The following is a 26,100-nucleotide window of genomic DNA, read 5'->3' on the forward strand; positions in this document are numbered from 1 at the left end:
CAATCTATTCTTTTGACAATTCTTTGACAAAAGAAGATACCCAAAAAATGACCCCTTGTCAAGCCTATGAAATTCATAGTTTAACAAGGGGCTTTTTAGTGGAGACGGCGGGAATCGAACCCGCGTCCGAGAAGCGGACCACACAAGGCGCTACAGGCTTAGGAGTTGGTTGGTTTCTCACTCCCGGGGCGTACCAACCCCAAAACTATCGGGAGCCAGCCACTAAATCTCGCCCGTCTGCATGGCAGTCCACGGGCCAGTCTAACCATGATTTGATATCGGGCCCGGTATCGTTAGACAGTTCCCGGGGGCGACAGGTGCCGTACTTTTAGTTAGGCAGCCATTGCGTAAGTGTTATTGGCACTTAGATTTTGGAGTCCTGATTAAGGAGGGCACCCCAGCCTCCGCCTGCTCCTCACGCCATCCATACAACCCGTCGAAACCTTGGCGTCCCCAAGAACACGTTCAATATACGAACGAAACCCGAACTCTCCAAGTTCCCGCCGACATTGACATCGCTACGGGCCCTTGGCCCACCGCTTCAAGTCCATGTTACTAACCAGTCGTGGTGGCGCATCACTGAGCGACAATTCGAGCATCGCTCGCGCCACTTCCACCGTGTCAGTCACGAACCGCGGCATGACGGTCTTCAGGTGATAGAAAGGACTCCAGATCCGCTCCTGCCACGGTGCATTCTCGCGCGGATGAATGGGATAAATGTAGGCCGGGCGCACGATGATCAACCGGTCGTGCAGCACCTCACGCAGCCGGTTCTCCGTTTCGCCCTTGACTTTCCGCCATAAAACCCCGCTGCTTTCGCTGGCATCCGCACCCGCGCCGCTCACGAACACGAACATAATCTCGGAATTTGCGGCCTTGAGCGCTTGGGCCGCCTTGACGACGTAATCGCGGGTAATCGTCGTGTAGAGCTTCGGATCACCCACTTGAACCTGCGACACGCCCAGCGCGCAGTAGCAGATATCAATCTCGCCAAACTCGTCAATCAGCGGAGAGTAGTCGAGAAAGTCTTCGTGAACGATTTCACGGAGCTTTTCGTGCTTCAGCGTCAGCGGTCGCCTCGTCAACGCCGCAACGCTTGAGATGCGGGCATCGTTCACGCACTGCCGAATGACTTCCGATCCCACCGCGCCTGTTGCCCCCATCACCAACACAGTAGTCTGCGCCATCACTCCCTCTCAATCGCGCTCTCTATTTCATCACGTCAACCACGTCCAGCAGGAATCCCTCAACGTCGCCGTCCAACTGATTCACCGTCCCGGCGATACTAATGCCGCGCTCGACCCAGTAATAGGCGAACGAACCATAGGCGCCCGGGTGCCCGATGAACTCGCCGTGTTCATTTGTGCGTTTCTCAATGCCCATGCCGTACTCAATACCGGGCTCTGTCATGGTCCAATCAAACATAAACGTCGTCGTCGTCGCGTTTTCAAACAACGAGTTCCCGCCGATCGCGCGTATGAATTTCGTTAAATCACTCGCGGAACATACTACTCCGCCGCCGCCCCAATCGAACGACGTGTTGTAGTCATCCGTATCCACCGACAAAAAGAAAGCGTGCGACAGCGGTCCGCCGCTCACCGCCGACTCGTGTAAGTGCAAATACGATTGCGTCATGCCCAGCGGCGCAAAAATGTAGTGCCGGTACGCCTGCGCCAGCGGCTGGCCGGTCACTACTTCGGCGATCAACCCCAACAGCACATAACCCGTATCGCTGTAATGATATTCGGCGCCCGGCGCACCGATCGGATCAAGATGCCGGTACGACCATTGCACCATCTCGTACGGCTCCCACTGCTTATCCGGATTCGCCAGCGCATACAACAGAAACTCCGTCAAACCCAAGAAATTCGTCGGCCCGTCAAAAACATAGTCCGGTAAGCCGCTTGTATGCTGCAACAACTGCCGGACGGTGATGCTCTTCCCGTAAGTTGTGCCCTGCCACACATGCAGACTGTCGAAATTCACGCCGACGCCGTCGCCCAAGTAATGCCATGCGGTTGAATCAAGCTCGACCGCGCCCTCTTCCATCAACCTTAAGATCAGCGCCGCTGTCATCGGCTTCGTCACACTCGCCAATCGAAAACGATGATTGTCCGTCATCGTCTCATTCGACTCAGGATCGGCTTCGCCAGCGCTGCCCGTCCACGAAAAATCCCGCACCGGATCTTCAACTTTCGCGACCGCGCTGTGGACCGGGATAGAAGGGGAGAGCGTCGCCGTAATCAAACTGTCGATCTGTCGCGCCAGCGGTGCATTCGGACTGTCCACGTTGTCGTCGTTGTCCGTATCGCAACCCATCCACAACATAGTCGCCGCGCACATTGCCGCGGCAATCCAGAGTATTCTCACGCCCACAATTGCTCCAAAGGTCAGAAGTTAACTCGCTGCCACTTCCCAATCCACCACGGTCCGATCGCTGCGCACTTTGTTCAGCAGCGCGATAACCTCCCGATGTAACGGATGGTCTCGATAAAACTCCAGCGCCGCCCAGTCACGCAAGTCCGCGTTCAACACCAGATCGAACGCCTGTGCATCCGCCACCTGATTGATCCCCACTTCCATGCACGACAATCCGTCAATCTTCCCGACAAAATTGTCGAGCAGCGCTTTCACGCGCAGCGCATTCGCCGCCTTGTCATGCCCGTCCGCAAATTCATGCAGTTTGAGCATCACGATGTGTCGAACCATAGTGAACCTACTTGATGAAGTGAATCGTCTGTGTCTGTGACGCGCTGTTCTGTGTCACGTTCACGACATAAATCCCCGATGCCAGCGCATTCGGTTGCCACGTCAGCGCCAGCGCACCCGGCCCCGCTGTGCCGTCAAACAGCGTCGCCACGCGTTGGCCCAGTGTGTTAAAGACTTCTACGTTCGTGGCACTCCGGGTCGGCAGCTCAGCGGCCAGCGTCACACCCGCGTTGAACGGATTCGGATACGCGTTCATCACGAGAAAGTTCGTGGGAGTCGGCAGTCCGCGCTCGTCAATACTCACGATGCCGCCATGTTCGACGATTGTGTAAGCCTCATCGGTTGCCAGGTTCAAGTAGCTCTCGATCGAAGTGCTCGGCCAGTGAACCGTCACCCGTTGAACCACGTTTGCATCGCCCACGCCGAAGTGTACATCCTGAGACTGTCCGCAGTAGCCTGATTGCGCCTCAACGATGCGGTATTGACGGTCGCCGCTCAAAGTGTCCGTCTCCAGAACAACCAATGCGCCAATAGCCGATCTGTTTGACACGGTGCCGCGCAGCTTAAGCACCAGGCCGCGATTCCCTGCTTGCGTATTGTGGTAGAGAAGGTTGTCTTCATTGGCATTGCGCGAACGCGCGATGCATAAATCCAAGTCCTGATCGGCGTCCATGTCTCCGAACGCGCAGCCAAATCCCCACCCGCTGTCAGCTTCGATCGGCTCGTTGCTCGCACGTGAGAAATTACCCTCACCATCATTGTCGTAAAGATAATTGTGTCGGTAAATATTTCCATTGGCGGCAAAACCGTTCGTCACGAGCAAATCCAGGTCGCCGTCGTTGTCGTAATCCGCGAACGCGCTGCCCACGGCCTGCTGATTGTCCGTGCATGCGGGCGAATTGCTGATGAGTTCATAGTTGCCGCCCGTATTGCGGTACAATCTGCTGGGTGAGCTATACGAGCCGACAAACAGATCAAAGTCGCCGTCATTGTCAAAGTCGCCGACGCTGCTGGTCAAATTTGAAACCCCGTCAATGGTAGGCGGCACGCCTTCGACCGACGCGAACAGCCCGTTACCGAGATTGTCGTACAGGGCGTCATGGTCATTGTTCTCATTGGCGACAAACAGATCAAGCCATCCGTCACCGTCGAAATCAAACCAATTGACCGACCGCGAATCATCACCATCTGTGTTGAATGGCGGCTCGTCATGTAGTGCGAAAGTCCCGTCACCGTTCGAGCGATAGAGCCAATTGTGATGATTGCTGCCCGAACTGTTTGTCACGAGCAAATCGAGCCAGCCGTCCGCGTCGAAATCCGCCCAACTGCCCGTCTCGCTGTAACCGCCCGAGTTCGTAATCGGCGGCACCGCCCCGCGGCTGAATGTCCCGTCGCCATTGTTGACGTAAAGCTTGTTACTCTGATTTGACCATCGAGCCACAAAGCAATCGGCGTCGCCGTCGTTGTCGTAATCTCCCCACGACGCGCCCACGTTGTGCCCGCCCGTCTCCAAGATCGGGTCGTCATCAACCGCCGTGAAGTGCCCGGCACCGTCATTCAGATACAGGAAATTCCCCTGATTCGTTTCATCGTTTGTGATGAACAAATCAAGGTCCCCGTCGCCATCTACGTCAATCCACGACACATTTGCCGACGATCCTCCGTCCCTCACGACCGGCGAATCGGTGATGCGCTCATACACCTGCGCCCACGCTACCGCGCACGACAAGAGCGCCGCCGTCAATAAGCAATTCCGTACCATCATCTTCGCCTCCTCTGAATGAAGGGACCCACCCTCGATCAGACGACCGTCACGCGCGCGCAGGTTCGCGCATGGACACCAGCATGTAAACCACGAACGCTCCCACAATCGAAATTACATACGATCCGTCAAACGGCGTGATGTAGCTTCCACACACGGAGACTCCCAATCCCACAATCAGCGCCGCGCCCGCCGCCAGCGGTCCGCCGCGTTTCGAGAACAACGCAAAAATGGATATGACAAAAATACCCGCGCTCCCCAACCCCGACGCCATCTCAACCATCTCGTACGTCGTCGTCCCGTAGATCGCCAGATAGTAGGCCAGTATTCCCAGCACCAGCACGCCGCCGCGCGCAACCAGCAGTTTGTTCTGCTCGCTCATGTTCGGTCGGCTGGACAATATCACATTGTGCCCAATCAGTGCCGACGCTGCCAACAGCGCGCTGTCAACGGTCGAGAGAATTGCCGACGCCAGCGCCCCGGCGTACATCACGTAAAACAGCGTGGGCAAATAGGTCATGGCCAGTTGCGGCATGACCTGCTCGGAATCTTCAATTCCCGGCAGCAGCGACACGCCCACCAAGCCAATATACACCGGAATCATTCCGATCACAAGGTAGATCGTCGTCGCCGCAAAAGCTGACCGCCGCGCCACTGTGGCCGACCTCGCCGCCAGCACGCGCGATATCAACTCTTGCGCTACGATTGATCCGAAAATCGGCACCGCCCACCCGTCCAGCATCGTCAGCAGGCTTTCCGGCTCACCATGCCCGCTGCCCGACCATGCGTTCCGCATCAACTCGCCGACGGTAGGCGTCTGCTCCAGACCCCCAAGCGACACCGCCAGCACCGCTAATCCGATAATCAGCGCGAAACCCTGGATTACGTCGGTGTATGCGTCCGCCCACAACCCGCCGCTCACCGTATACACGAGCACGATCACCGTGGCGATGAGAATGCACGTTTCCAACTGTAAATCCGAAGACACCGATAACACATGACCGAAAGCGCGGATCTGCGCCGCAGCCCACACGACCGAACTCGGCGCAATGATCAGCGCGGCGAGCTTCTCTACTCCCGGTGAATACTGCTGCCGGTAAAGATCCGCCAGCGTCGTCAGCTTACGCTTCCACATCGGCACCGCGAAAATGATCGCCATGAGCAGCAGGCAGATCGTATAGCCGAACGGGTCCGCGTTGCCTCCGGCCAGTCCTTTGTCATAGACCGCCGCCGCCGCGCCCACGCACGTTTCCGCGCCGAACCAAGTCGCAAAAATCGAAAAAGTTGTCAGTAAGTAGCCAAGCTGCCGTCCCGCAATCAGATAGTCGCTCTCGCTGTGTACCTTCCGCGATACGATCATGCCGACCACGAGCGATGCCCCGATGTACGTCAATATCCCGACGAACACCGTGCTCATGTCCGCGCCTTCGTCATGTCATACACGACCGTTCCGTCCTCCCGAATGATCTTCACGACGGTGCTCACGCCGCGTACTGAATTGCCAATGCGGATCGCATCAATGACATGCAATTCCTGCTCACGCACTACGCCTTCGCGCGTGTCTCCTGATTCAATCTGCCCGCTACGCCACACCCCCGGCAACAATCCACAGGTAAGCGCCGGCGTTATCCACTCGCCGCGCACCCGAAACGTAAAGCTCGAAATCGTCCCCTCTGTAAACTCGTCGCGCAAATTGCGAAACAAACACTCGTGCGCACCCAGCGTCTTCGCCTTGGCACGAAGCGTGTATTTCTCGGGCCTCAGGGTTGTCTTGTGATAGAGCCGCGCATCTTCCGGATCGAGTCGCATATCCGGAATCATCACCACCACGCCCTCGTTCGGCCAGCCCAACTCCTCTGGCATTAACGTCAACTCAATCTCCTCACCCTGCAAATCCAGTCGCACCCGCGTAGGCGCGTCACCCAATGTCAACGCGAGCTCGGTCAAATGTGCGCGAATCCTTTCCTCTGGGAAAGGCCGCCCGAAGTAAATGCACGAATGTTCGAGCCGCCGCAAATGCTGGTCAAGACTCTGAAAGCCGCTCTGCGGCACGTAACGAAACGCTTCGTAAAGCCCGAAGTCCCGCGGCCTAAGCTGCGTGAACTTCGCCTTCAGGAGCACCTCGTCCCATTCCCGTGCCGGATCGCTGTCGGCCACAATCCCTGATCCTATGCCAACCGTCGCTGTATTGCCGTTAATTTCCAGCGTCCGGATCGCCACGTTCGCCGTGATATCGCCGTTCGGCTCGCACAGCATCACGCTTCCGCAATAGATTCCGCGCGGTGTGTCTTCGCGCTCGCGGATGACCTCCGTGGCGCGGATCTTTGGCGCACCCGTTACGCTTCCCGGCGGAAATGTCGCGCGTAATACGTCGAACAGCTCCACGTCGTCGCGCAGCGTGCCCATCACGCGCGTTGTCATCTGCAGCACCGTCGGATAGCGGCGCACGCGAAATTCATCCGCCGTGACGACCGAACCCGTACGGCAGATTCGCCCGAAATCGTTGCGCATAAGGTCCACGATCATCGTCAGTTCCGCGCGGTCCTTCGCGCTCGCCATTAACGCCAGTCGCGCCGCCTCGTCATCGTCCCACGACGGCCGCCGTGCCGCTGTGCCCTTCATCGGCTCACTCGCGATCTCCCGTCCCCGCTTCTCGAAAAACAGCTCCGGTGACATCGAAACGACCTGCGTCGCACCGGTATCTACATAACACGCGTACGGCACGCGCGTCGCTTGGACCAGTGCACCAAATGCGCCCAGCGCGTCGCCGTGAAAATCGCACAGCGCCCTCACCGTGAAATTCGCCTGATAGATGTCGCCCGCGCGAATGTGATCCAGAACTGCCCGCACGGTGTCCATGTAGCGCGGCTTTTCGCACATCACTTCCGCCGCTCCCAATGCGAACTCTCGCTCTGTCGGAACGTACTCGTCCGCGCGCTCGAACGCCGCAAACCACGCGCTTGGCATCAGACCGGCGTCGCGTATCGCCAGCGCGCCGTCAAACGCGGGACTCGCTTCATAGCTAAGTGCGGCGCAAACGTAGTAGCCTGCCGCCTGCCATTCCTGCACGTGTTGCAGCGCCGCGCGCAGGTCCGCGGGCCGTGCGCACATCCAAATCGCGACGGGATCATGGAAGGCGCGCCACCGCAATTGCCACGGTTCGGATGCGGGTACGGTAAATATCGCTGTCGGTCGCCGATGCATGGCCCCAAAGTACAAATTTCCCCGCAATCCTACAAACAGAAAACCTGCCTCACGGCAGGTTTTCGAAATCCCACGATCTGCGTTCGCGGCGCGTTGCACGGCCGCTGCTGGCGCGATAGTCTATGCGGAGACCGGAATCGGCAACAGTGGCAGTGTCGCCAGCAGCATCGCCCGGCCGCCGTCTTCCGAAAGGTCAAGATCACCACCCATGCCCCGCACCACCTCGCGGGCGAAGATCAACTCCCATCCCGGTTGCCCCAGCGCTGGCGGCAGCCCCTCGTCCCACCCGCACGGATAGCCCGCCGAACCCTCATACGACACCGCCAGGCAGACCTGCTCCTCGTTGCGCGACAGCGTGTAGCACACTTGGCCGCCGCCATTCACGCGTTCCGCGGTATGCGTAGTGACCGCGTCCAGCACCATGCGCAGACTATTGGCTTCACCCGCCACGCGGCAGCTCTCATCACAGACGACCAATTGCGCGCGCTCGCTGAACGTGCCCGGCGGCATCTTCTTGACGTACTGCTTGAGCAACGCGGTCAATTCACTCTCTTGCGCATGCCGTCCCGCGCCGCTCAGTGCCGACAATTTTCGCACAAGCTGCGCCGCCTCACGCGCCGTCTTTTCAATCGCCAGAATATCCCGCGATGTGTTGCCGTCCAATTCTGCCGCCGCCAGCGATGCGTGCCCGAGCACACCTGTCAGCAGATTGCTGAATTCGTCTGCTAATTCACGCGACAGCACACGCACTTGGCTATGGCCGCTCATCGCAGCATCTGTCGGCTCCCCGCTCGCCGGAACGCGATCATCCGCTGATTCCGTCGGCGCATTCTCGATTGCTTCAGGCATCGGCAGTACAAGTTCTTCAACCACCACGCGCTGCCAGTTTCCGTCATTCCCGACCACTGCGCACGACCGCCAGCTTGATCCGTTGGCCGCCGTTAAGTCGCATGTTACGTCGGCCTGTTGCGCCAGCCATGTGCTGAAGTTCAAGGTACTCTCTTCATCGAGCCACTCTGTGAACGCCTGCTCGTGCGCCTGTGTTGCGGCCACGCCCAGCTTCTCCCAGAATGGACCTGTTGCGCACAGCAACGACCCGCGAATATCCAGATAACAGGCCGGCTGCGCCAGCAACTGCACAAATTCCTCCGCAACGCTCGGCGCGCTGTCCGGCTCAGGCGCGGCCTCAGGCGTCGGCGCCGTCGCCGCCACCTGCTGCAACTCGACCATTGCCGTCTGCAATTCCAACACCTCTTGCTGACTCGCTGCCAGCGCTTCTTTCAGACCGGCCAATTCTGCCTGAGCCGCGCTATGCTGCGCCGTGAACTCACTGACGGTCACGCGCAAATCCGCGAGCTCCTGCGCCGCTGCCGCAACTTCCGATGCCTGTCCGCCATGCTGCTCCCGCAGCACCGTCAGCTCTTCCTCGAACCGCTGCGCCGCGCTCTGCGCCTGCGCCAACTCCTGCTGCAGCTTTATGAACTCAGCTTGCTGAGCTTCCGATTGCATCGCCGCTTCCGCGGACGTCGCCGCCTGCTTCTTGAGTTTATCTATTTCATGCTGCAAGCGCACCGACTTCTCAACGGATTTCTCCGCCCGCTCCATCGCCTCCTTGGAGCTCTTTTCGAGGCGCACCGATTTCTCCGTCATCTTACGCAACTGAGCTTCCCGTTGCGCAATCTCTTCCGCCGACGCCCGCAGCTTATCGTTAATCGAATTTCCGGCCTGCTGCGTCTTCTCCAGGGACTCACGCACCGCCATCAGCTCACGGTCCCGTTCGATCAGCGCCAATCGGTTCGTATGCTCGCGCGTGATGTCCAGACAGTGCAGAAAATAACCCGCGAAAACACCCTCTTGCCACAGCCCTTGGACGTGCAGTTGCACGTAAAACGGCTTCTCCTTGGTACCCAGGTCCACCACCTGATTATGGACCCCCAGTTCATCCGAGTGCATTGAGTGCAACAAGCTTTCGAAGACCCGCCGCTGCTCATCGTTGCGGAAGAACAGCAAAATTGTGCTTCCCAGGAGGGCATTGCGGGTCAGGTCGCTTCGACCCGACCGTGCCATGAACTCATCCCATGAGCGGCCTACCACGGACAGTTTGAGGTCGGGAGAAACCAACGCCGAAGCTCCGAATACTGAGTCCAGCGCCGTTTGCGGCACGAGACGGAGGAGCGGAGTGGTCACATCATAGGCATTTTGCGCCGCGTCCATGGGCCATTCACCTGAGTTAGCTTATCGGATAACATACATTTAGCTGTTCCAGCACTGGTAAGATGAGCAAAAAACTGGCCAGCCGACTGAATCCGCCCCCACTTGCTTCTCGCGGTCTGTTCCCGTATATTACGCATTCTTGAGTGCCGCAGGCGTCTGCCTAACCCAAGTAAAACCCTACGATTGGGGAATCGTCTAATTGGCAGGACAACAGTCTCTGGATCTGTTAATCGGGGTTCGAGTCCCTGTTCCCCAGCCACAACAGCCCGTGATCTTCACGGGCTGTTTGTTTTTCACCAGTCCCACAGCACCCACGCCACGCGCTCCCCGGCCCGATCCTTCACAACGGCCGCTACCCATTTCGCGTTTCTTACGGGGTCCGCGTGATGGCTGGAAGTTTCCCCCTCAATTCGGTATCTTCAACTCAGGCCACCGGCGCATTCTCCGTGTCTCCACTCCCGCACCTCGGCGAAATCCTCGCACTTAGCACGGCCCTGATCTGGGCCATCTCGGTCATCCTGTTTAAGAAGAGCGGCGAGACGGTGCACCCGATCGCCCTCAACCTCTTCAAGAACGTGCTGGCCGCGCTTCTGATCGTACCCACACTCTGGATTGCCGAAGGCGGCCTCGACTTTCCGTTCGGACGGGAAGAACTGACCCTCCTGCTGATCAGCGGAGCGCTCGGCATTGGCATCGCCGACACGCTCTTCTTCATGAGTCTCAATCGGCTCGGCGCAGCGCTCTCGTCCATTGTGGACTGCCTGTACAGCCCGCTCGTGATCATGGCCGCCATGATCTGGCTCGGCGAGCGCCTGAGCCTCTGGCAACTCATTGGCGTCGGTCTGATTATCACCGCCGTCTTCGAGGCCACCCACACACGCCACGCCGACCACACAACGCGCCGCGGTCGCTGGTGGGGCGTGGCCTGGGGCGTCTTGGCCATGGCCTTCATGGCCGTCGGCATTGTCATGGCCAAACCGGTGCTCGAAGTCAGTTCACTCTGGTGGGTGATGCTGATTCGCCTGCTCGGCGGGATCGCCACGCTCGGCGTTATCCTGCTGTTCAACCGCGCCCGCGTCGCCATCCTGCAATCCCTGCTCATTCGCAGCGGCTGGGGCTATCTGTTGAGCGGCTCATTCACCGGAGCCTATCTCGCGCTCATCACCTGGCTCGCCGGCATGAAATACACGCAGGCTTCGCAGGCCTCCGCGCTCAATCAAACGAGCAACATTTTCGTCTTCATCCTCGCCGCGGTCTTCCTGAAAGAACGCATGACCACGCAAAGAATCATTGGCATCGCGCTCGCCATCGTCGGCGTGTACTTGGTCACCTTCGCGTAGACTGTTCGGCGTCATTTCAAATCTAATCCCTACCTACCATGCGTCTATTCCCAATCCTCATCCTCGTCTGCGCCCTGTCGTCCTATGCCGACGTTACGCGCCAGACCAAAACCACGACCAAGGGCTTCGGCGGCATGGAGTCGTCGCAGGCCGTGTCCTACACGACGGACAAATCCGCCGACGTCTCCAAGTCCAAATGGACCTCGGGCATCATGAAAACCATGTCCGGCGGCAAAGAACAGCAGACCACCACGATTACTCGCCTCGACAAAGAGCTTATCTGGACCCTTGACGATCGCAAGAAGACCTACACCGAGATGACCTTCGCCGAGTTCCGCGAGATGTTACAGAAATCTCGCGCGCAGATGGAAGAGGGCGGGGAAGAGGTGCCCGACACGACCGCCGAAGATATGTACACATGGACCGTCGAAACGCTTTCCGACCCCGCTCCCAAGACCATCAACGGCTGGGAATGCCACAATGCGCGCATGGTGGCCACGGGCACCAACAAAATGGACTCGCTCGATTGGGTCAAGATTGACTTCAATCTCTGGAACAGCGTGCAGGTCCCCGGCACACAGGAAATTCGCGATTTTCACATGAAGTATCTTACGGCGTTGGGTCTCGACGAGTGGGCGCAGAACGTCGGCCTGCAAATGGCCGTGGCTCTCTATCAGGAGCAGTTCAAGGGTCTTGTCGAAGAGCTGAAGAAGGCGCCCGGCGAAAGCGTTCAGAGCATTCTGGAGATTCGTCGTCATCAACTTGTCGGTCCGTCTCTCGGTCAGGCCATGAAAGAGGGCGTGCAGAACGAACTCATGGGCAAACTGCCATTCGGAAAAAAGAAAGAGACGCCTAAAGAACCGAAATGGGAAGAGCGCGTCAAGTTCTTCATGCAAACGGACCTGCTCTCGTCCGAGTCCACCGCAGTTGAACCCACTAAGTTCGACGTCCCCGCCAACTACAAAAAGAAAGACAAGTAGCTCCTTACTTGGCTCTACTGTTCAGCATTCTCTAACTCCCGACCACGTATAAAAAGGTCTCTTTATTATGAAGCAAATGTTCTGGCTCTGCTTAACGGCAATCCTATTTGCCACCGTATTGCGTGCCGATGATATCCGCACGCCGCACTCGCCGCTCGATACTCCCATCGGCACGATCTATCAGGCAGGTACAACGTGGTACGATGTGCAGCACAATCTCACCACGGGCCGCATGATCGGTGTAGACACAGCGGGCTATGTCCATCTGGCCTGGATGCACTCTGCGAGCGGATCAACCAATCCGCGCCACATTCGCTACAATGTCTGGAACCCGAACACCGGACTGATGCAAACATCTGATGGCCTCGATGTTGACTTCGCCACGCGCGCCGGTTTCACAACTCTCGCCGTGACTCCCGAAGGCTTCGCAATACCGTGCTTTCATCAGGTAGATCCGCCAACGCTCCCCCATCTGACCGCTGCCATTGATTTCATGCCCCGCGCCGGTGCCTTCATCTCGTCAATCGCACCGTATGTCATCGAGAGCGAAACTAATGTCAATTGCATCTGGCCCAAAGTCGCGCTTGATAATAACAACACGATGCATGTCGTGACCGTCCGCTCCAACTTCGGCGATTTCTACTACTCGCGCGGTCTGCCGCAGATCTCCGGCGGCGTGGCCACCGGCATCACTTGGGACCTGCTCCAACCCACCGGCACCGAGTTCGCCGTCATTGATTCCACACCCAGCGTCACGCCCGACATTGCCGCTTCGCTCAACTCCCATCGCGTGGCCATCGCCTACGCCCGGATTCGTCCCGGTGCCATTAATTCCGGCGACGGCCGCAATTGTGATCTCTACCTGGCCGTTTCCGAAGATGGCGGGGATACCTGGGGTGCGCCGCAGAATCTGACTCAATTCACCGATGCCGATTCGCAGCGCGTCTTTGGCGAGATCAGCGTCATCTTTGACGACAACGACAACATTCATGTCGCGTTTACCACAGCGTTTTACCATGAGCAGAGCGATGGCACGATCACCACATCCGACTATCGCGCCCGGATCTATCACTGGAACGAGCCTTTCAATTCCTTCGGACTCATCGCATCGGACTGGACCGACGGTCTCTACCGCCCCGGCCAGAACAAGCGCAATCTCGCCATCCCCAGCCTGTCGGTTGACGCGCTCACCGGCAATCTCTTCTGCTCATACCAGAAGTTCTCGCAGGATGCCTGGTCCGATTCGGGTTTCGCCACCAGCGATGCCTGGGTTTCCGTCTCCACGGATGTGGGCCGCAATTGGTCGGCAGGCCGCAATGTCACCGACACCCAACCAGCGGTGAACCCAGCTCCCGCAGGCCAGTCGCAAAACGAGCGCGATATTTCCATGGCCCCGCGTCTGACCTATTCTGGGATCAGTGCCTATCTGCACCTGTTCTGGCAACTCGATCTGGATGCCGGGACGTGGTTGGTCGGTGAAGGCATTGCCACCGAGAACCCGCTCTACTATCAGCGGATCGCCGCCGATGAGATTCCGCTTTCGCCGCTTGTCCCGAATGTTCCCCTGCATGACATCATTCAGCCCATCGGCGACCTGACGATTGTCACCGATGAGACCGCCTTGAGCTACACCTTGCGCTGGTCCTCGCGCCCCAATGCCAACCAATACGCGATTTACAAGGCGACGAACCTAACTCAGCTCTTTTCTCCTCTGAACGTCTTTGCTACGGTCGGCGACACCACGTTCACCTGCACCAACTGCCTGATCATATCTCCCGAGCAAGAGTACTTTGGAGTCATTGCCTCCCACGTTACCGAGACCACGACCGCTCGCGCCTTGCCGGCCAAAGCGATTTCGATCCAGTAGGCGCCGCCAATACATGCATAAGGGACCCCCGGCGCAACCGGGGGTCTTTCATGTCAGGGGAGGTCATACGGAAAAGAGAACCAACCGCCCACGCCCAGCGCCCGGTCAGCCTGAAGGCCGCTGCGGCCTGAAGGATCTCTCCGGTCGTCCGGGGCAAAGCAGGGGCGACCCCCAAGCCACCCCGAGAATCCGGGGCGGTCCGTCGCCCAAACTGGCATAAATCACCGCCGCCAGTTGCCCTCCGGCCCCTAATTCCGTACATTAAACCCGAACCGGACTATTCTCCTTCCCCCAAAACACAGGACATGCTCCCCCGGCTTTTCCTCGCCCTCCTCATAACTGCCACCGTTTCCCGGGCCAACTACCGGTTCACTGCGCCCGTGGACACCATCGCGCCGACCCCGCGCGGTGCGCGCATTCTCTGTACGGACTCGACCTCCCTCGAAGTCCAGTTTTACACTCCCGAAATCGTCCGCATCACAGTCGTTCGTAACAATGATCCCGAGCCGCTGCTCGGCGATGCGCTCGTGCTCGCTCCGGCCGAAACGGTCAACTTCACTCGAACCGAGCAACAGGACTTCATTGAGCTCAGCACGGGCCGCTATCACGTGCAAATAGACCGCGATTCGTTGCATCTGTCGTGGTACATGCCCAGTGCCGGCGTCACCTATTTAGCCGACGACCCCGCCATGGCCTATGGCTTCGACGGCAACGAAGTCCGAACGTGGAAAAAACTCGCGCCCGGAGAGAAATTCTTCGGCCTCGGCCTGAAGGGCGGAGGCCTCGACCGTCGTGGACGTGAATTGGTCTTGTGGAATAGCGATACCCCCGGCTATCAGGACTCCAGCGACCCGCTCTATCAATCCGTTCCCTTCTACATCGGCCTGCGCGACGGCATCGCCTACGGTGTCTTCTTCAACAACTCCTACAAGACCCGCTTCAATTTCGGCGCAGGCCAAAAGCGTTACTCCTCTTTCGCCGCCGAAGACGGCCCGCTGGATTACTTCGTCATCTTCGGCCCGGACATCCGCCAAGTCGTCACGCGCTTCTCCGACCTCACGGGCAAGATGACGCTCCCACCGCTTTGGTCACTCGGATATCAGCAGTGTCGTTGGAGCTACTATCCCGAATCCGAAGTCCGCACGCTCGCGCAAACCTTCCGCGACAAAGACATTCCCTGTGATGTCATCTATCTCGACATTCATCACATGGATGGCTACCGCGTCTTCACTTTCGACAGCACGCGCTTCCCCAATCCCGAAAAACTCTTCACCGACCTTAGCCAAGACGGCTTCAAGGTTATTCCCATCATTGACCCCGGGGTCAAGGCCGATTGGGAATACAACATGGCCTCAGAAGGCCTCGCCGGTGATCACTTCGTTAAATTCCCCGACCACTCCGTCCATATCGGCGAAGTCTGGCCGGGGAATTCTTATTTCCCCGATTTCTCCAATCCCAAAACTCGCGCATGGTGGGGTAAACATGTCGCTCAGTTCAGAAAGCGCGGCGTCCGCGGTTTCTGGAATGACATGAACGAACCCGCCTGCTGGGGCCAGGCCTTTCCCTTAGAAACCGTCTTCAACGACAGCGGCCGCTTCTCGTCACACAAGAAGATGCACAACCTCTACGCGCTGCACATGGCCCAAGCGACGTACGACGGCCTATTGAAAGAATATCCCAACGAGCGCCCGTTCATTCTGACGCGCGCCGGCTTCGCAGGCATGCAGCGCTACGCCGCCGCTTGGACGGGCGATAATCTCGCCACTGAAGACCATCTCGAACTCGGCATTCGCCTCATGCTCTCGATGGGCCTGTCCGGTCAACCCAATATCGGCATGGACATCGGCGGCTTCATGGGCACGCCTTCACCCGAGTTGTTCGTCCGCTGGATGCAAGTCGGTGCCGTCTCTCCGTTCTGCAGAACGCATTCTCATTTCGGCTCTAACGACAAAGAACCGTGGTCCTTCGGCGAAAACAACGAAGCCATCGCCCGCAGGTTCATCAAATTCCGCTACGAACTTCTGCCGACGCTCTATTCGCTGTTCTATCAGTCGAGCATATCCGGCGAACCGATCTGGCGCCCGCTGTTCTACGAATTCCAAAACGACCCCAAGTGCTACGACTGGGCCTATCAACAGCAATTCATGTTAGGCGAGAACATTCTCGTCGCCCCCGTCACCAGAGTCGGCCAATACGCCAAGAAAGTGTACCTACCCGAAGGCAAATGGCTCGACTGGAACACCAAGAAAGTCTACGACGGCCAACAAGAAATCATCGTAGACGCACACTTGGATTGGCTCCCCATGTTCTTGCGCGATGGTGCCGTCATCGCTCGGCGTGAAGCGCAAGATTACTCCGACCAGTCACCTGTAAAAGAACTAACACTCGACATCTACACCTTTGGTCGTCGCACGCACTCCCAGTTTCAGCATTACGAAGACGATGGTGCAAGCCTCGCCTATCAAGACAGCGCCTACAATCGAATCGACTACAACGCCGGAAATGCTGAGGGTATCCATCAGCTCTTTCGCTACTCACATACCGCAGGATTCAGCGCGCCAGACAGCAAATTAACGATCTACTGGTGGGATGTAGTCAAAACACCGACTGACATCCTGCTAAACGGTGAGCCCTTGGAACTAACAGACAGTCGCTTGTCATACGATCCAGACCGCAGGCTCTTTGAGATAACGCTTCCATCCGCACACCAATTCAAGTCGCTTGAATTCATGAGCCAAAGTCAGCCACTCTATTACATGAAATAACACACGATGCTGCCCAGCGGGCGCATCCTGACCGTCCTTCATCCATTTTCCTTTTCCTAAGGCCCTCCCATGCGCCTTTCCCCGCTCGACCTAACCATCATCGCCGCCTACTTCGCGGCGGTCTTTGCCGTCGGCTACTACTTCACGCGCCGCCGCAAGAATGATGCTGCCGGATATTTCCTCGCGGGCCGTGACGTCGGCTGGTTTGCAATCGGCTGCTCGCTCTTCGCGACGAATATTTCCAGCGAGCACTTCGTCGGTCTCGCAGGCTCCGGCGCGGCAGGTGGCCTCGCAGTCGGCCACTTCGAGTGGCTCGCATGTCTAATCGTGCTGCTGCTCGGTTGGGTGTTTGCGCCGTTCTATTTGCGCTCGCAAGTCACCACGATGCCTGAATTCCTCGAGCGTCGCTACGACGCGAAGAGCCGTTGGTACCTGACCGGCGTAAGCATCGTAGCCTACGTTCTGACCAAAGTCTCCGTCACACTCTTCGCCGGCGCATTGCTCTTGCATGAGTTACTCGGCTGGGATGTTTATACCTCCGCAGTTGCCTTGGTCGTCACAACCGGAGTTTACACCGTCATCGGCGGCCTCACGGCAGTCATCTACACCGAACTCCTGCAAGCGATTATCCTCGTCCTTGGCGCTCTGCTCTTGACGATTCTCGGTTTGCAGGAAGTCGGCGGCTGGAGTCAACTGGTCGCCAAAACGCCGCCCGAATTCTGGAGCATGTTCAAGAGCATGGATCATCCCGAATTCCCCTGGACCGGCATCATTTTCGGTGCGCCGATCTTGGGCATCTGGTATTGGTGCACAGATCAATATATCGTCCAACGCGTTCTAAGCGCGCGCGGCATCGAGCAGGCTCGCAGCGGCGCGATCTTCGCGGGCTACTTGAAAATTCTCCCCGTCTTCATTCTTGTCGTGCCCCGCATGATTGCCTATGTGCTCTACCCCGATGCGCAGGGCAACAGCGCCTATCCCACGCTCGTTTCTCGTTTGCTTCCCGAAGGTTTGAAGGGCATCGTTGTAGCAAGTCTGCTCGCTGCGCTAATGTCCTCACTCGCCTCGTGTTTCAACAGCACCTCCACGCTCTTCACCTACGATGTCTACAAGAAACTCAAGCCCAACGCCGACGACAAATCCCTCGTCCGCGTGGGCCGCATCGCCACAGGCGTCATTGTGCTTGCGGGCATCGCTTGGGTGCCCTTCATCAACTTGGTTTCATCGCAATTGTACGTTTACATGCAGAGCGTGCAAGCCTACATCTCACCTCCCATCGCCGCGGTCTTTCTCTTCGGCCTCTTATGGTCGCGTGGCAATGGTCAAGGCTCGCTCGCAGCTCTGCTAACAGGCTTACTGATCGGCGCAACGAGACTTATCGGCGAGATCATCCACAAGCAATCGCCCCTAAGCGATGGCCTCTTGCGCACGATGGTCGAAATGAACTTCCTGCATTTCGCCACTTTCCTATTCATCATCTGTTCACTCGTCCTGGTTGCCGTCAGCCTGAGCACACCCGCGCCGAGCGCCGCATCCCTAAACGGCCTGACCTTTGCACACACCCCCAAGAGCATCCGCCTCGCGACCGACCCAGCAGCACACAACCGCAACGTTGTTCTTTCTATCGCACTCGTCATAACGTGCCTAATCCTCTGGGGCATCTTCTTCTAACTTCTGACACCGGTTCCCTATCACTGCTTACGGCAATGGGATCATAGGACAACGATCTTTATCATGAACACACTCCGCCACATGCCAATCCTCTTCATATTACTGATCGCGCAAGCGGCACTGGGTCCAGCGTCCACGCTGGTGGCAGCTCCCATCCATACCACCTACCTCTGGCACCTCGAACAGCCCATCTACTGGCCGGACCAATCTCCTTACGGCAACGGCTACCAAACCGCGCTTGAATCCATCTGGCAGCGCAACAGCGGTGCGCTTCATCCTGAAAATGATGTGAACCAGATCTTCACGCTCGCCGACCGTATTGCCGCATATCAGTATCGTCCCAAAGATGCGATAGACGTCATGTCCGGTGTGGATGCCGGCGCCCAGGTGACATTTTCCGGCGGTTTGATTCGCAATGTCGGTTCGCTCGGTGCGGCAAATTATGGCGGCTATTCTGCGAATTGGAACACGCATTTCCAAACCGCGCGCAACTGGAGCACCTCCGGTGGCCGTCCACGCATGGAGATGACCGTCATATCATATCATCACTCCTTCGCGCCGCTGATTGACAAGGAAGTTCTGAAGAAGGACATTCAAATCTATCAGCACGCCTACCCCTTCGTCTGGGGCGCGAACCCCGCGCAATCGCGCGGCTTCTTCCCACCTGAGATTGCCTATTCATCGCGCATTATTCCCGTCTTGCGCGATTGCAATCTTGATTGGACCTTTATCGCCTCTACACACCTCTCGCGGGCCTGCGCCAACTTCCCGTTGACGCTTGGCACCGGCGGCGAAAACTGTAATCCGCCCAACCCTGCCGATCAGCTCAACCCCGCGCAACCGAACTGGCGCACGCAATCCATCTCGCGTGGTTGTTCACCGACCGATGCTGTCCCGTTCGCCTTTCAACCGCATCGCGCGATCTACGTGGATGCACAGACCGGCGTCGCCGACACCATCATCGTCGTTCCCGTCGCCATGGCGATGAGTTGGCAGGACGGCTATCAACCTTACGGAACAAGTGACATCAACCAGATCGCCTCGTGGAATGATCCTAACGACCCAATGCTTATCACGCTCGGTCACGACGGCGACAACGCCTTCGGCGGCGGCTATTCCTACTACATGGAAAGTGTCCCGCAATTTACCTCGCAAGCCGTCGCGCAAGGCTACGAGCCGACCACCGTTCCCGAGTTTCTTGCCGATCATCCCGTGCCGTCAAGTGACATTGTGCACGTCGAAGACGGCGCGTGGATCAATGCCGACGGCGATTTCGGCGATCCCGATTTTCCCAACTGGCTCTGGCCGCCGTACAATTCATCAGGTCAAATTGACATCGAAAACGGTTGGGCTATTGACGCGCACAACTGGGCCGTCATCACTGCCGCCACCAACTACGTCTTAACTGCTGAAAATGTCGCTGGACCGTCCTACATTCCTGCGATTCAAGACCCGCGCACGAATGCACCTTCTACCCTCGATCTTGCCTGGCATTTTCTGCTCGGTTCATTGAACAGCGGCTACATGTACTACGGCAACACGCTTGATCTCGAGTTAAAACCCACCGTCGCTTGCAACGAAGCGGTTTCGCGCGCATCTCTCGCTATCGGCAACGCGCCTGACAACACATCGCCGACGATTTGGCCATTACAACAATGGCCGCACAACCCCGGCGCCATCGGCTTCGGGCCGTTGCATGGCTATCAGCAAGTCAACCTGTCGCGCGACTTCCGCGTCTGGACATTCATTTCCGATGTCAGTGGCATCGCCGCCTGCTCGCTCTACTATCGCCTCGATCTCGACGGCGCCAATCCGCTGTCATCCTTCCAAAATGAAACCTACTCCGGCGGCCCCGAAGTCACATCGTGGCGCGCCCGCGATATGCAAGGCCGCACATTCCCCGCCGGGAATCCCTACAACGATCCCGAAATTGATTTCGATGAGCTGCCCACCCACATCGCCGAGCAATACACCTATCACCTGACCGACAGCGAAGTCACCGATTCCGGCAACGTATTAGTCAGCTACTACGTCAAAGCGTGGGACAACGCGGGCAACCCAACATCCTCCGACATTCATCACACCTACGTCGGCAACGGCGAAGGCTCCGGCGGCGGTGGCAATCGCGTCTCGTGGACTCCGCAAGAACCCATCGGCGGCCAAACCGTCACGATCTATTACGACCTGACGCAAGGCACGTTACCGCAAAACACAAATCCAGTAAAGATTCACATCGGCCACTCGAATTGGCAAGGCGTGTTGAACCCCGATCCCAATATGACCTTCGATAACGATTCGCTCATGTGGCGCTACACCTACGCGATTCCCGCCAACGCCAACTCCGTGGACTTCGTTTTCACCGATGGCCTCGGCGCGTGGGACAACAACAGCGGCGCGGATTGGCACATCGTCGTCACACCTTCAAGCACTCCCGGTTTCGTCATGAACGGCGTGCTCGATAATGGCGCGCGTGAACTCGGCACCGACGGCACGATGCACCTCTGGGCCGACTACGACGGCGCGAATCTCTACGTCGCCACCGAAAACGCACAGAGCTCCGCACAAGACCGCTTCATCTTTGTCGCACAAACTCCCGGCGCACTGCAACCTGCGATGTGGTCCAAAGCCGGCCAAGTCGCGCAATGGAGCGCCTTCGTCGGCAATGAAGCCGACAACGGCTGGCGCGGCTGGTTTGATGCCAGCGGTACAACCGCGCTCGCATCGAGCGGCATCGTCGAAGGCACACTCCATCTCGCGCAAGAATTCGGCGCATCTCCCGATTCGCTTTACGTTGCGCTGGCCCGCTATCAGAATCCCAACAGCGGCACATTGCAAGGCCAACTTCCCGCAGCAGTGGTATCCAACGGCAACATCGAAGCCAGCGAGTGGTACATCTTGCATCTGAAACCCCGCGCCTTAACCATCGTACCCGACAACAGCAGCGTCGTCCTCCGCTGGCAAGGCAGCGCACTCGCTCAAAGCTACAGAATCTGGCGCGCCAACTCGATCAGCGAATCCCCCACGCTAATCGGCACCACCACCAACACCACGTTCACCGATTCACCGTCACAAACGACCGCGATCTACTACGTGGATATCCAGTTCTGACGTATCCCTTTATCCTTCATCCAATAATCTTTCCCCATGCCGCTCCCCGCCATGCTAAAACTCCTCGCTCTCGCTCTGCTCGCGCTGCTCTTCATCTTCGCTTGCAGCGCCTCATCCGAAGAGACCGCCGAAACTCCGCCCGATATGACGCCGCCCACGTGGTCGCGCAACGCCGTGATCTACGAAGTCAACGTGCGTCAATTCACCACTTCGGGCACATTCGCGGCCTTTTCCGAGCACCTCCCGCGCTTGCGTGAACTCGGCGTAGACATCTTGTGGTTCATGCCCATTCATCCCATCGGCGAGTTGAACCGCAAAGGCACGCTCGGCAGCTACTACTCCGTGCGCGACTATCGCGCCGTCAATCCGGAGTTCGGCTCGATGGATGAGTGGAAAGCGCTCGTCAATCAGGCGCACGCGCTGGGCTTCAAAGTCATCATTGACTGGGTCGCCAATCACACCGCGTGGGACAACCATCTCACCACCGATCATCCCGACTGGTATTCGCGCGACGAGCACGGCAACTTCGTCCCGCCGGTCCCCGATTGGTCCGACGTGATTGATCTGAACTACGACAACCAAGATATGCGCGCGTGGATGATCGAGTCGCTGAAATTCTGGATTCAGGAAACCGACATCGACGGCTACCGCTGCGACGTCGCGGGCATGGTCCCGCTCGATTTCTGGGAAGATGCCGCCCGCGAACTCTTGCCGATGAAGTCTGTCTTCCTGCTCGCCGAGCACGAAGCCTCCGAATATCACTCCGCCTTCCATGCCACCTACGGCTGGGAACTCTTCCACAAGAGCGTTGATGTCGCGCAAGGCACACGTCAAGTGTCCGATCTCTTCAACTACTTCGCACAAAACGCCGCGCGCTATCCCGCCGAGGCGTATCGCATGTATTTCACCAGCAACCACGACGAGAATACCTGGAACGGCACCGAGTTCGAGCGTTTCCAGAATGCCGCGCGTCCCTTCGCCGTGATGGCCTTCACAGCTCCCGGCTTCCCGCTGGTCTACAATGGTCAGGAAGCCGGCTTCAACCGCCGCTTGCTGTTCTTCGACAAGGACTCGATTGATTGGGTAGCCAATGACTTCGCCGATTTCTACCAGAAGTTGATTGACCTGAAACACCGCCACCCCGCGTTACGCAACGGCGCACAAGGCGCACCCATCACACAAATCGTCACAACGGGTTCACCCAGCGCCTTCTGCTACAAACGCGAACAGGACAACGCTCGCATCGTTGTCCTGATCAATCCCATTCAAACCGGCATCAACTTCGCGCTGAACGACGCAACTCTCGCCGGCCAATACCGCGAAGTCCTGTCCGGCGACACCGTAAACCTCACCGGCGCCGAGACTTTCACCCTTCCCAGCGGCACCGCCAAAGTATTCGAGAAAATCTGATTCCCTTCTGCTCTCCCCCCGGTCATTCCCGCGGCGGCACCCGCTGCGGGTGCCCCGAACACCGGGCCCAGACGTGAAGATTGAACCTGTCATTCTGAACGTAAACAAAGTAACCTAGGTCGGGCCTCCGCCCGACACTCCCGTCCACACGTTCCCGCGGCGGCACCCGCTGCGGGTGCCCCGAACACCAAGCGCTATCAAGCACCAAGAAGCCCCGAACCAATAGGTCCGGGGCTTCCCGCGGCGGCACCCGCTGCGGGTGCCCCGAACACCGGGCCCAGACGTGAAGTTTGATCCTGTCAGCAGTAGATGATGTCCGTGCCGCAGGTGCGTACCGCGTCCTCTGGGACGGCAAGAATGCTGCCGGACTGACCGTGGCATCCGGTGTCTACATCTACCAAATCAAAACACCGAACTTCACGGACGCTAAGAAGATGATGCTGATAAGGTAAATCGCTTGGACGCACTACTGCGTAAAATAGGCTACCATGGGAAGGTTGCCTGGTTCATAACGATCCAGGTGCCCTCCCATGGGCTAGGCACGTCGTGCAACAATATTCAACCGGACCAATACACCACATGCGCAACGATTTCTTGCCACTTAAGAGCGAGTGTAGCTTTAACGAGCATTCTGCAGACCAACCGTCAGGAGTGACATGAACAGGTTGAACAGCACAGCAACAACGCGAATCTCATCCGGAGTTCAGACCATCTTGATACGGGTGGGCTTCGCGGTTTTGTTCTTAGTACAAACCGTAGCATTTGGACAATGGACGGAACCAGTGCTGATGCGGCCGCCAATCAATGTTGATCCGCCAGGAAGTTATTACTATTCAACAATTTCGGCCGATGGTCAAGTCCTTTGCATGACGATTTACCAAAGGGCACCTAACGATGATGATGTTTACATTTCCGAGCGGATTAACGATTCGACATGGACAACTCCGGTCAATGCCGGGCCAAACGTGAATAATGAGGGCCGGAATCTTAGCCCCTCGATCCGTCCGACCGCCAACGCCTCTACTTTGTTTCCTACCATGAAGGTTCCTACGACATATTTGTGTCACATCGAACCGGACCGGACTGGGATGACTGGTCCCCGAAAGAACAGCTACCTGAGCCAATCAATCGCGGGCGTGAATTCACGGGGCAGATATCCTTTGATGATTCAACCCTTGTCTTTACATCAACAGGACAGCCCGGGATGCATGAAGGCGGAGACGCGGCCTTCACGAGCCGCTTACAGCCGGATGGCTCATGGTCAGAACCCGAAGAAATCGCTTTTCATTTGTACGATCCAAGCGGTTTTGTCTCACCATGTTTGACCATGAACGGAGAAGTTTTTGTATATGGTCAACGATGGGGACATAACAATCCTGAGATTTCTATGCCATGCGCACGGACTCAGGTTTTTAGCGCAGCAATTCGCTGCGACTCCACTATCAATACGGAATGGTGGGATTCCGGACCAAGCTGTCCTGCAGATGGATCTATCTTGATTCTTGATAGCCGTCGCAATCCACCAAAGGGCAGCTCGGCTTTACGAGGCCCGGCGAGTGTTCACGAATACAGATGAGCCAAGTAGAGGATCGAGCCCTATACCTACCATTCGGGTTTCCCCGTCATTTGGGAGTTTTGGAACAGTGTTTGAAATTGCACTACCCCTCACGTCTTGCCGGCTCAGAAATTAGGATTTACAATATTAGCGGCCAATAATTGAAAGCCTGCATGGCAAATAGACAAGACCAAACTATATTTTCATGGAAAGGCGGAATTATGCGAAGGTTAACTTGTCATCCGGCATTCTACTTCATTCATGCGCGCAATAAACACAATCAGGAGTTGGCAAAGTCTTATTGTTGCGCTAAGAGTTGCTTGGTTTTAATTCTATGGATCATACTGTTGCCGCAGTTGAACGTCGCAACCGCCCAAATGAATTTTACGTGTGGAACGCCCGATACTGCGATCCCTTTGCTGGATTACCAGACATTGCCGACACGAGGACTTAAAAGCATGCATGGTTTGGGCTGGAGTTTGGGATTCGGTGAACAATGTCGGACTCCATCCGAGTCAAGATACAGTTTATAGAACTCCTTGCAGAAGCGCCCACATGGTATTCAAGTTTCTCGATCCCAGTTGCAATATAGCCTTGTGAACTGGGTAGAAACAGTCACACGGCCAGCTTGTTCTGTTCGCGGCGGCACCCGCGCAGGTGCCCCAAACTCCGGGCGCATAGGAGAGTAAACCGAATCAGAGCCCTCAACTGCCGTTACAACACCCGGTCTCACAGTTCAAAACAAAAAGCCCCGAACCAAAATGGTCCGGGGCTTTTCTTCTCTCCCCCCGCGATGCGCGGGGGGATAAAGGGGGGTCAAGTTCTCGAACACATCCGCCAAACGCCACGCGCCAGCGGCATTGTGCCCCGCTTTCAAGCGGGCGCGCCAGCGGCAATGTGCCCCGCGTTCAAGCGGGCGCCACCGGCAACGTTGCCCACTTTTCAAGTGGGTTACGCCGGGCGATTGAACTCGAGTTCGAGCGTGATTTCCACGTCGTCACCCACCACCACACCGCCCGCATCGAGCGTCTTATTCCAGCTCACGCCGAAGTCCTGACGGTTAATCGTCGTCGTTGCCTTGCCGCCCACGACCTTCGCGCCCCACGGCGTTGCGATTTCGCTGTTAAAACCGTCCAACATGAACGTCACTTCCTTCGTGACGCCGCGAATCGTCAGATCACCCGTCAACGTGCCTTGCCCGGTGCCGTCTGCTTCGCGCTCTTCGACACAAACGTCATGGTCGGAAATTTCTCGACGTCAAAAAAAGTCCGCACTCTTCAGGTGGCCGTCGCGCTTCTCATCGCGCGTATCCACCGAACCCACCTGCACGGTGAAATTCGCCTTAGTCGTGGACATGTACGCCGGATTGAAACTCGCGCTACCCGTGTAGTCCTTGAACTCACCGCGCGTCTTCGACACCACCAAGTGCGACACCGCGAAGTTCACCGACGAATGCGAATTATCCAGCGACCAATCTTGCGCCAGCACCGACGACGCCGAAACCACCAGCGCCAA

At 57.5% G+C, this 26,100-nt stretch carries 17 protein-coding genes, 1 tRNA gene, 1 other RNA gene and 1 pseudogene; 10 read left to right on the forward strand and 10 right to left on the reverse strand.

The features are described 5' to 3' along the window. Positions 1-96: 96 nt before the first annotated feature. From ssrA to IPH10_10300, 8 genes are all read right to left on the reverse strand, one after another. Positions 97-455: a transfer-messenger RNA gene (gene ssrA / locus IPH10_10265) on the reverse strand. A gap of 63 nt (positions 456-518) precedes the next feature. Continuing rightward, on the reverse strand, positions 519-1,187 hold the full coding sequence (locus tag IPH10_10270; protein MBK6911296.1) for an NAD(P)H-binding protein: 669 nt from the start codon (positions 1,185-1,187) through the stop codon (positions 519-521). 22 nt (positions 1,188-1,209) lie between these two features. Continuing rightward, positions 1,210-2,370 carry a beta-lactamase family protein gene (locus IPH10_10275; GenBank protein MBK6911297.1) on the reverse strand — a complete coding sequence of 387 codons (1,161 nt, stop codon included), beginning with the start codon at positions 2,368-2,370 and terminating at the stop codon, positions 1,210-1,212. A 27-nt stretch (positions 2,371-2,397) separates the two neighbouring features. Continuing rightward, positions 2,398-2,709 carry a Dabb family protein gene (locus IPH10_10280; protein ID MBK6911298.1) on the reverse strand — a complete coding sequence of 104 codons (312 nt, stop codon included), beginning with the start codon at positions 2,707-2,709 and terminating at the stop codon, positions 2,398-2,400. Positions 2,710-2,716: 7 nt separating this feature from the next. Continuing rightward, positions 2,717-4,474, reverse strand: coding sequence for a VCBS repeat-containing protein (locus tag IPH10_10285; protein MBK6911299.1), 1,758 nt, complete (start codon positions 4,472-4,474; stop codon positions 2,717-2,719). Between the two features lie 46 nt (positions 4,475-4,520). Next, positions 4,521-5,888: a sodium:solute symporter family protein gene (locus IPH10_10290; protein MBK6911300.1), complete on the reverse strand. Its 1,368-nt coding sequence runs from the start codon at positions 5,886-5,888 to the stop codon at positions 4,521-4,523. Next, positions 5,885-7,675, reverse strand: coding sequence for a bifunctional anthranilate synthase component I family protein/class IV aminotransferase (locus tag IPH10_10295; protein ID MBK6911301.1), 1,791 nt, complete (start codon positions 7,673-7,675; stop codon positions 5,885-5,887). The genes IPH10_10290 and IPH10_10295 overlap by 4 nt, the downstream gene beginning before the upstream one ends. Before the next feature lie 120 nt (positions 7,676-7,795). Then, positions 7,796-9,889, reverse strand: a complete 2,094-nt coding sequence (locus IPH10_10300; GenBank protein ID MBK6911302.1) for a hypothetical protein — start codon at positions 9,887-9,889, stop codon at positions 7,796-7,798. A gap of 184 nt (positions 9,890-10,073) precedes the next feature. On the opposite strand from IPH10_10300, the gene IPH10_10305 reads away from it, so the two are divergent. The 10 genes and pseudogenes from IPH10_10305 (at position 10,074) to IPH10_10350 (ending at position 24,606) form a co-directional block, all read left to right on the forward strand. Next, a tRNA-Gln gene (locus IPH10_10305) sits at positions 10,074-10,148 on the forward strand. Positions 10,149-10,335: 187 nt separating this feature from the next. Further along, entirely contained in the window at positions 10,336-11,229 is an 894-nt protein-coding gene (locus tag IPH10_10310; protein ID MBK6911303.1) for a DMT family transporter, read from the forward strand. Positions 11,230-11,267: 38 nt separating this feature from the next. Beyond that, positions 11,268-12,209 (forward strand): hypothetical protein, encoded by a 942-nt coding sequence (locus tag IPH10_10315; GenBank protein ID MBK6911304.1) that lies wholly within the window; start codon positions 11,268-11,270, stop codon positions 12,207-12,209. Positions 12,210-12,276: 67 nt separating this feature from the next. Then, positions 12,277-14,076 carry a hypothetical protein gene (locus tag IPH10_10320; protein MBK6911305.1) on the forward strand — a complete coding sequence of 600 codons (1,800 nt, stop codon included), beginning with the start codon at positions 12,277-12,279 and terminating at the stop codon, positions 14,074-14,076. Between the two features lie 305 nt (positions 14,077-14,381). Then, complete coding sequence (locus IPH10_10325) at positions 14,382-16,841, forward strand: glycoside hydrolase family 31 protein (GenBank protein ID MBK6911306.1); 2,460 nt, start codon at positions 14,382-14,384, stop codon at positions 16,839-16,841. Positions 16,842-16,910: 69 nt separating this feature from the next. After that, positions 16,911-18,512, forward strand: a complete 1,602-nt coding sequence (locus IPH10_10330; protein MBK6911307.1) for a sodium/solute symporter — start codon at positions 16,911-16,913, stop codon at positions 18,510-18,512. 63 nt (positions 18,513-18,575) lie between these two features. After that, on the forward strand, positions 18,576-21,620 hold the full coding sequence (locus tag IPH10_10335; protein ID MBK6911308.1) for a hypothetical protein: 3,045 nt from the start codon (positions 18,576-18,578) through the stop codon (positions 21,618-21,620). 51 nt (positions 21,621-21,671) lie between these two features. Next, entirely contained in the window at positions 21,672-23,030 is a 1,359-nt protein-coding gene (locus tag IPH10_10340; protein MBK6911309.1) for an alpha-amylase, read from the forward strand. 290 nt (positions 23,031-23,320) lie between these two features. Continuing rightward, entirely contained in the window at positions 23,321-23,482 is a 162-nt protein-coding gene (locus tag IPH10_10345; GenBank protein ID MBK6911310.1) for a hypothetical protein, read from the forward strand. 554 nt (positions 23,483-24,036) lie between these two features. Then, positions 24,037-24,606: pseudogene (locus tag IPH10_10350) on the forward strand (PD40 domain-containing protein). A 930-nt stretch (positions 24,607-25,536) separates the two neighbouring features. Here the strand turns inward: IPH10_10350 and IPH10_10355 are convergent. Then, positions 25,537-25,773, reverse strand: coding sequence for a YceI family protein (locus IPH10_10355; protein MBK6911311.1), 237 nt, complete (start codon positions 25,771-25,773; stop codon positions 25,537-25,539). Positions 25,774-25,842: 69 nt separating this feature from the next. Beyond that, positions 25,843-26,100, reverse strand: a 258-nt coding sequence (locus tag IPH10_10360; GenBank protein MBK6911312.1) for a YceI family protein, incomplete at its 5' end; no start/stop codon positions are given.

It is taken from the genome of bacterium, from assembly GCA_016702305.1.
Lineage (GTDB): Bacteria > Electryoneota > RPQS01 > RPQS01 > RPQS01 > JABWCQ01.

Bases quoted from the DNA above. Each gene is read 5' to 3' on its own strand.
- IPH10_10270 (MBK6911296.1), bottom strand. From the start codon at position 1,187: ATGGCGCAGACTACTGTGTTGGTGATGGGGGCAACAGGCGCGGTGGGA.
- IPH10_10280 (MBK6911298.1), bottom strand. From the start codon at position 2,709: ATGGTTCGACACATCGTGATGCTCAAACTGCATGAATTTGCGGACGGG.
- IPH10_10285 (MBK6911299.1), bottom strand. From the start codon at position 4,474: ATGATGGTACGGAATTGCTTATTGACGGCGGCGCTCTTGTCGTGCGCG.
- IPH10_10290 (MBK6911300.1), bottom strand. From the start codon at position 5,888: ATGAGCACGGTGTTCGTCGGGATATTGACGTACATCGGGGCATCGCTC.
- IPH10_10295 (MBK6911301.1), bottom strand. From the start codon at position 7,675: ATGCATCGGCGACCGACAGCGATATTTACCGTACCCGCATCCGAACCG.
- IPH10_10300 (MBK6911302.1), bottom strand. From the start codon at position 9,889: ATGGACGCGGCGCAAAATGCCTATGATGTGACCACTCCGCTCCTCCGT.
- IPH10_10315 (MBK6911304.1), top strand. From the start codon at position 11,268: ATGCGTCTATTCCCAATCCTCATCCTCGTCTGCGCCCTGTCGTCCTAT.
- IPH10_10320 (MBK6911305.1), top strand. From the start codon at position 12,277: ATGAAGCAAATGTTCTGGCTCTGCTTAACGGCAATCCTATTTGCCACC.
- IPH10_10325 (MBK6911306.1), top strand. From the start codon at position 14,382: ATGCTCCCCCGGCTTTTCCTCGCCCTCCTCATAACTGCCACCGTTTCC.
- IPH10_10330 (MBK6911307.1), top strand. From the start codon at position 16,911: ATGCGCCTTTCCCCGCTCGACCTAACCATCATCGCCGCCTACTTCGCG.
- IPH10_10335 (MBK6911308.1), top strand. From the start codon at position 18,576: ATGAACACACTCCGCCACATGCCAATCCTCTTCATATTACTGATCGCG.
- IPH10_10340 (MBK6911309.1), top strand. From the start codon at position 21,672: ATGCTAAAACTCCTCGCTCTCGCTCTGCTCGCGCTGCTCTTCATCTTC.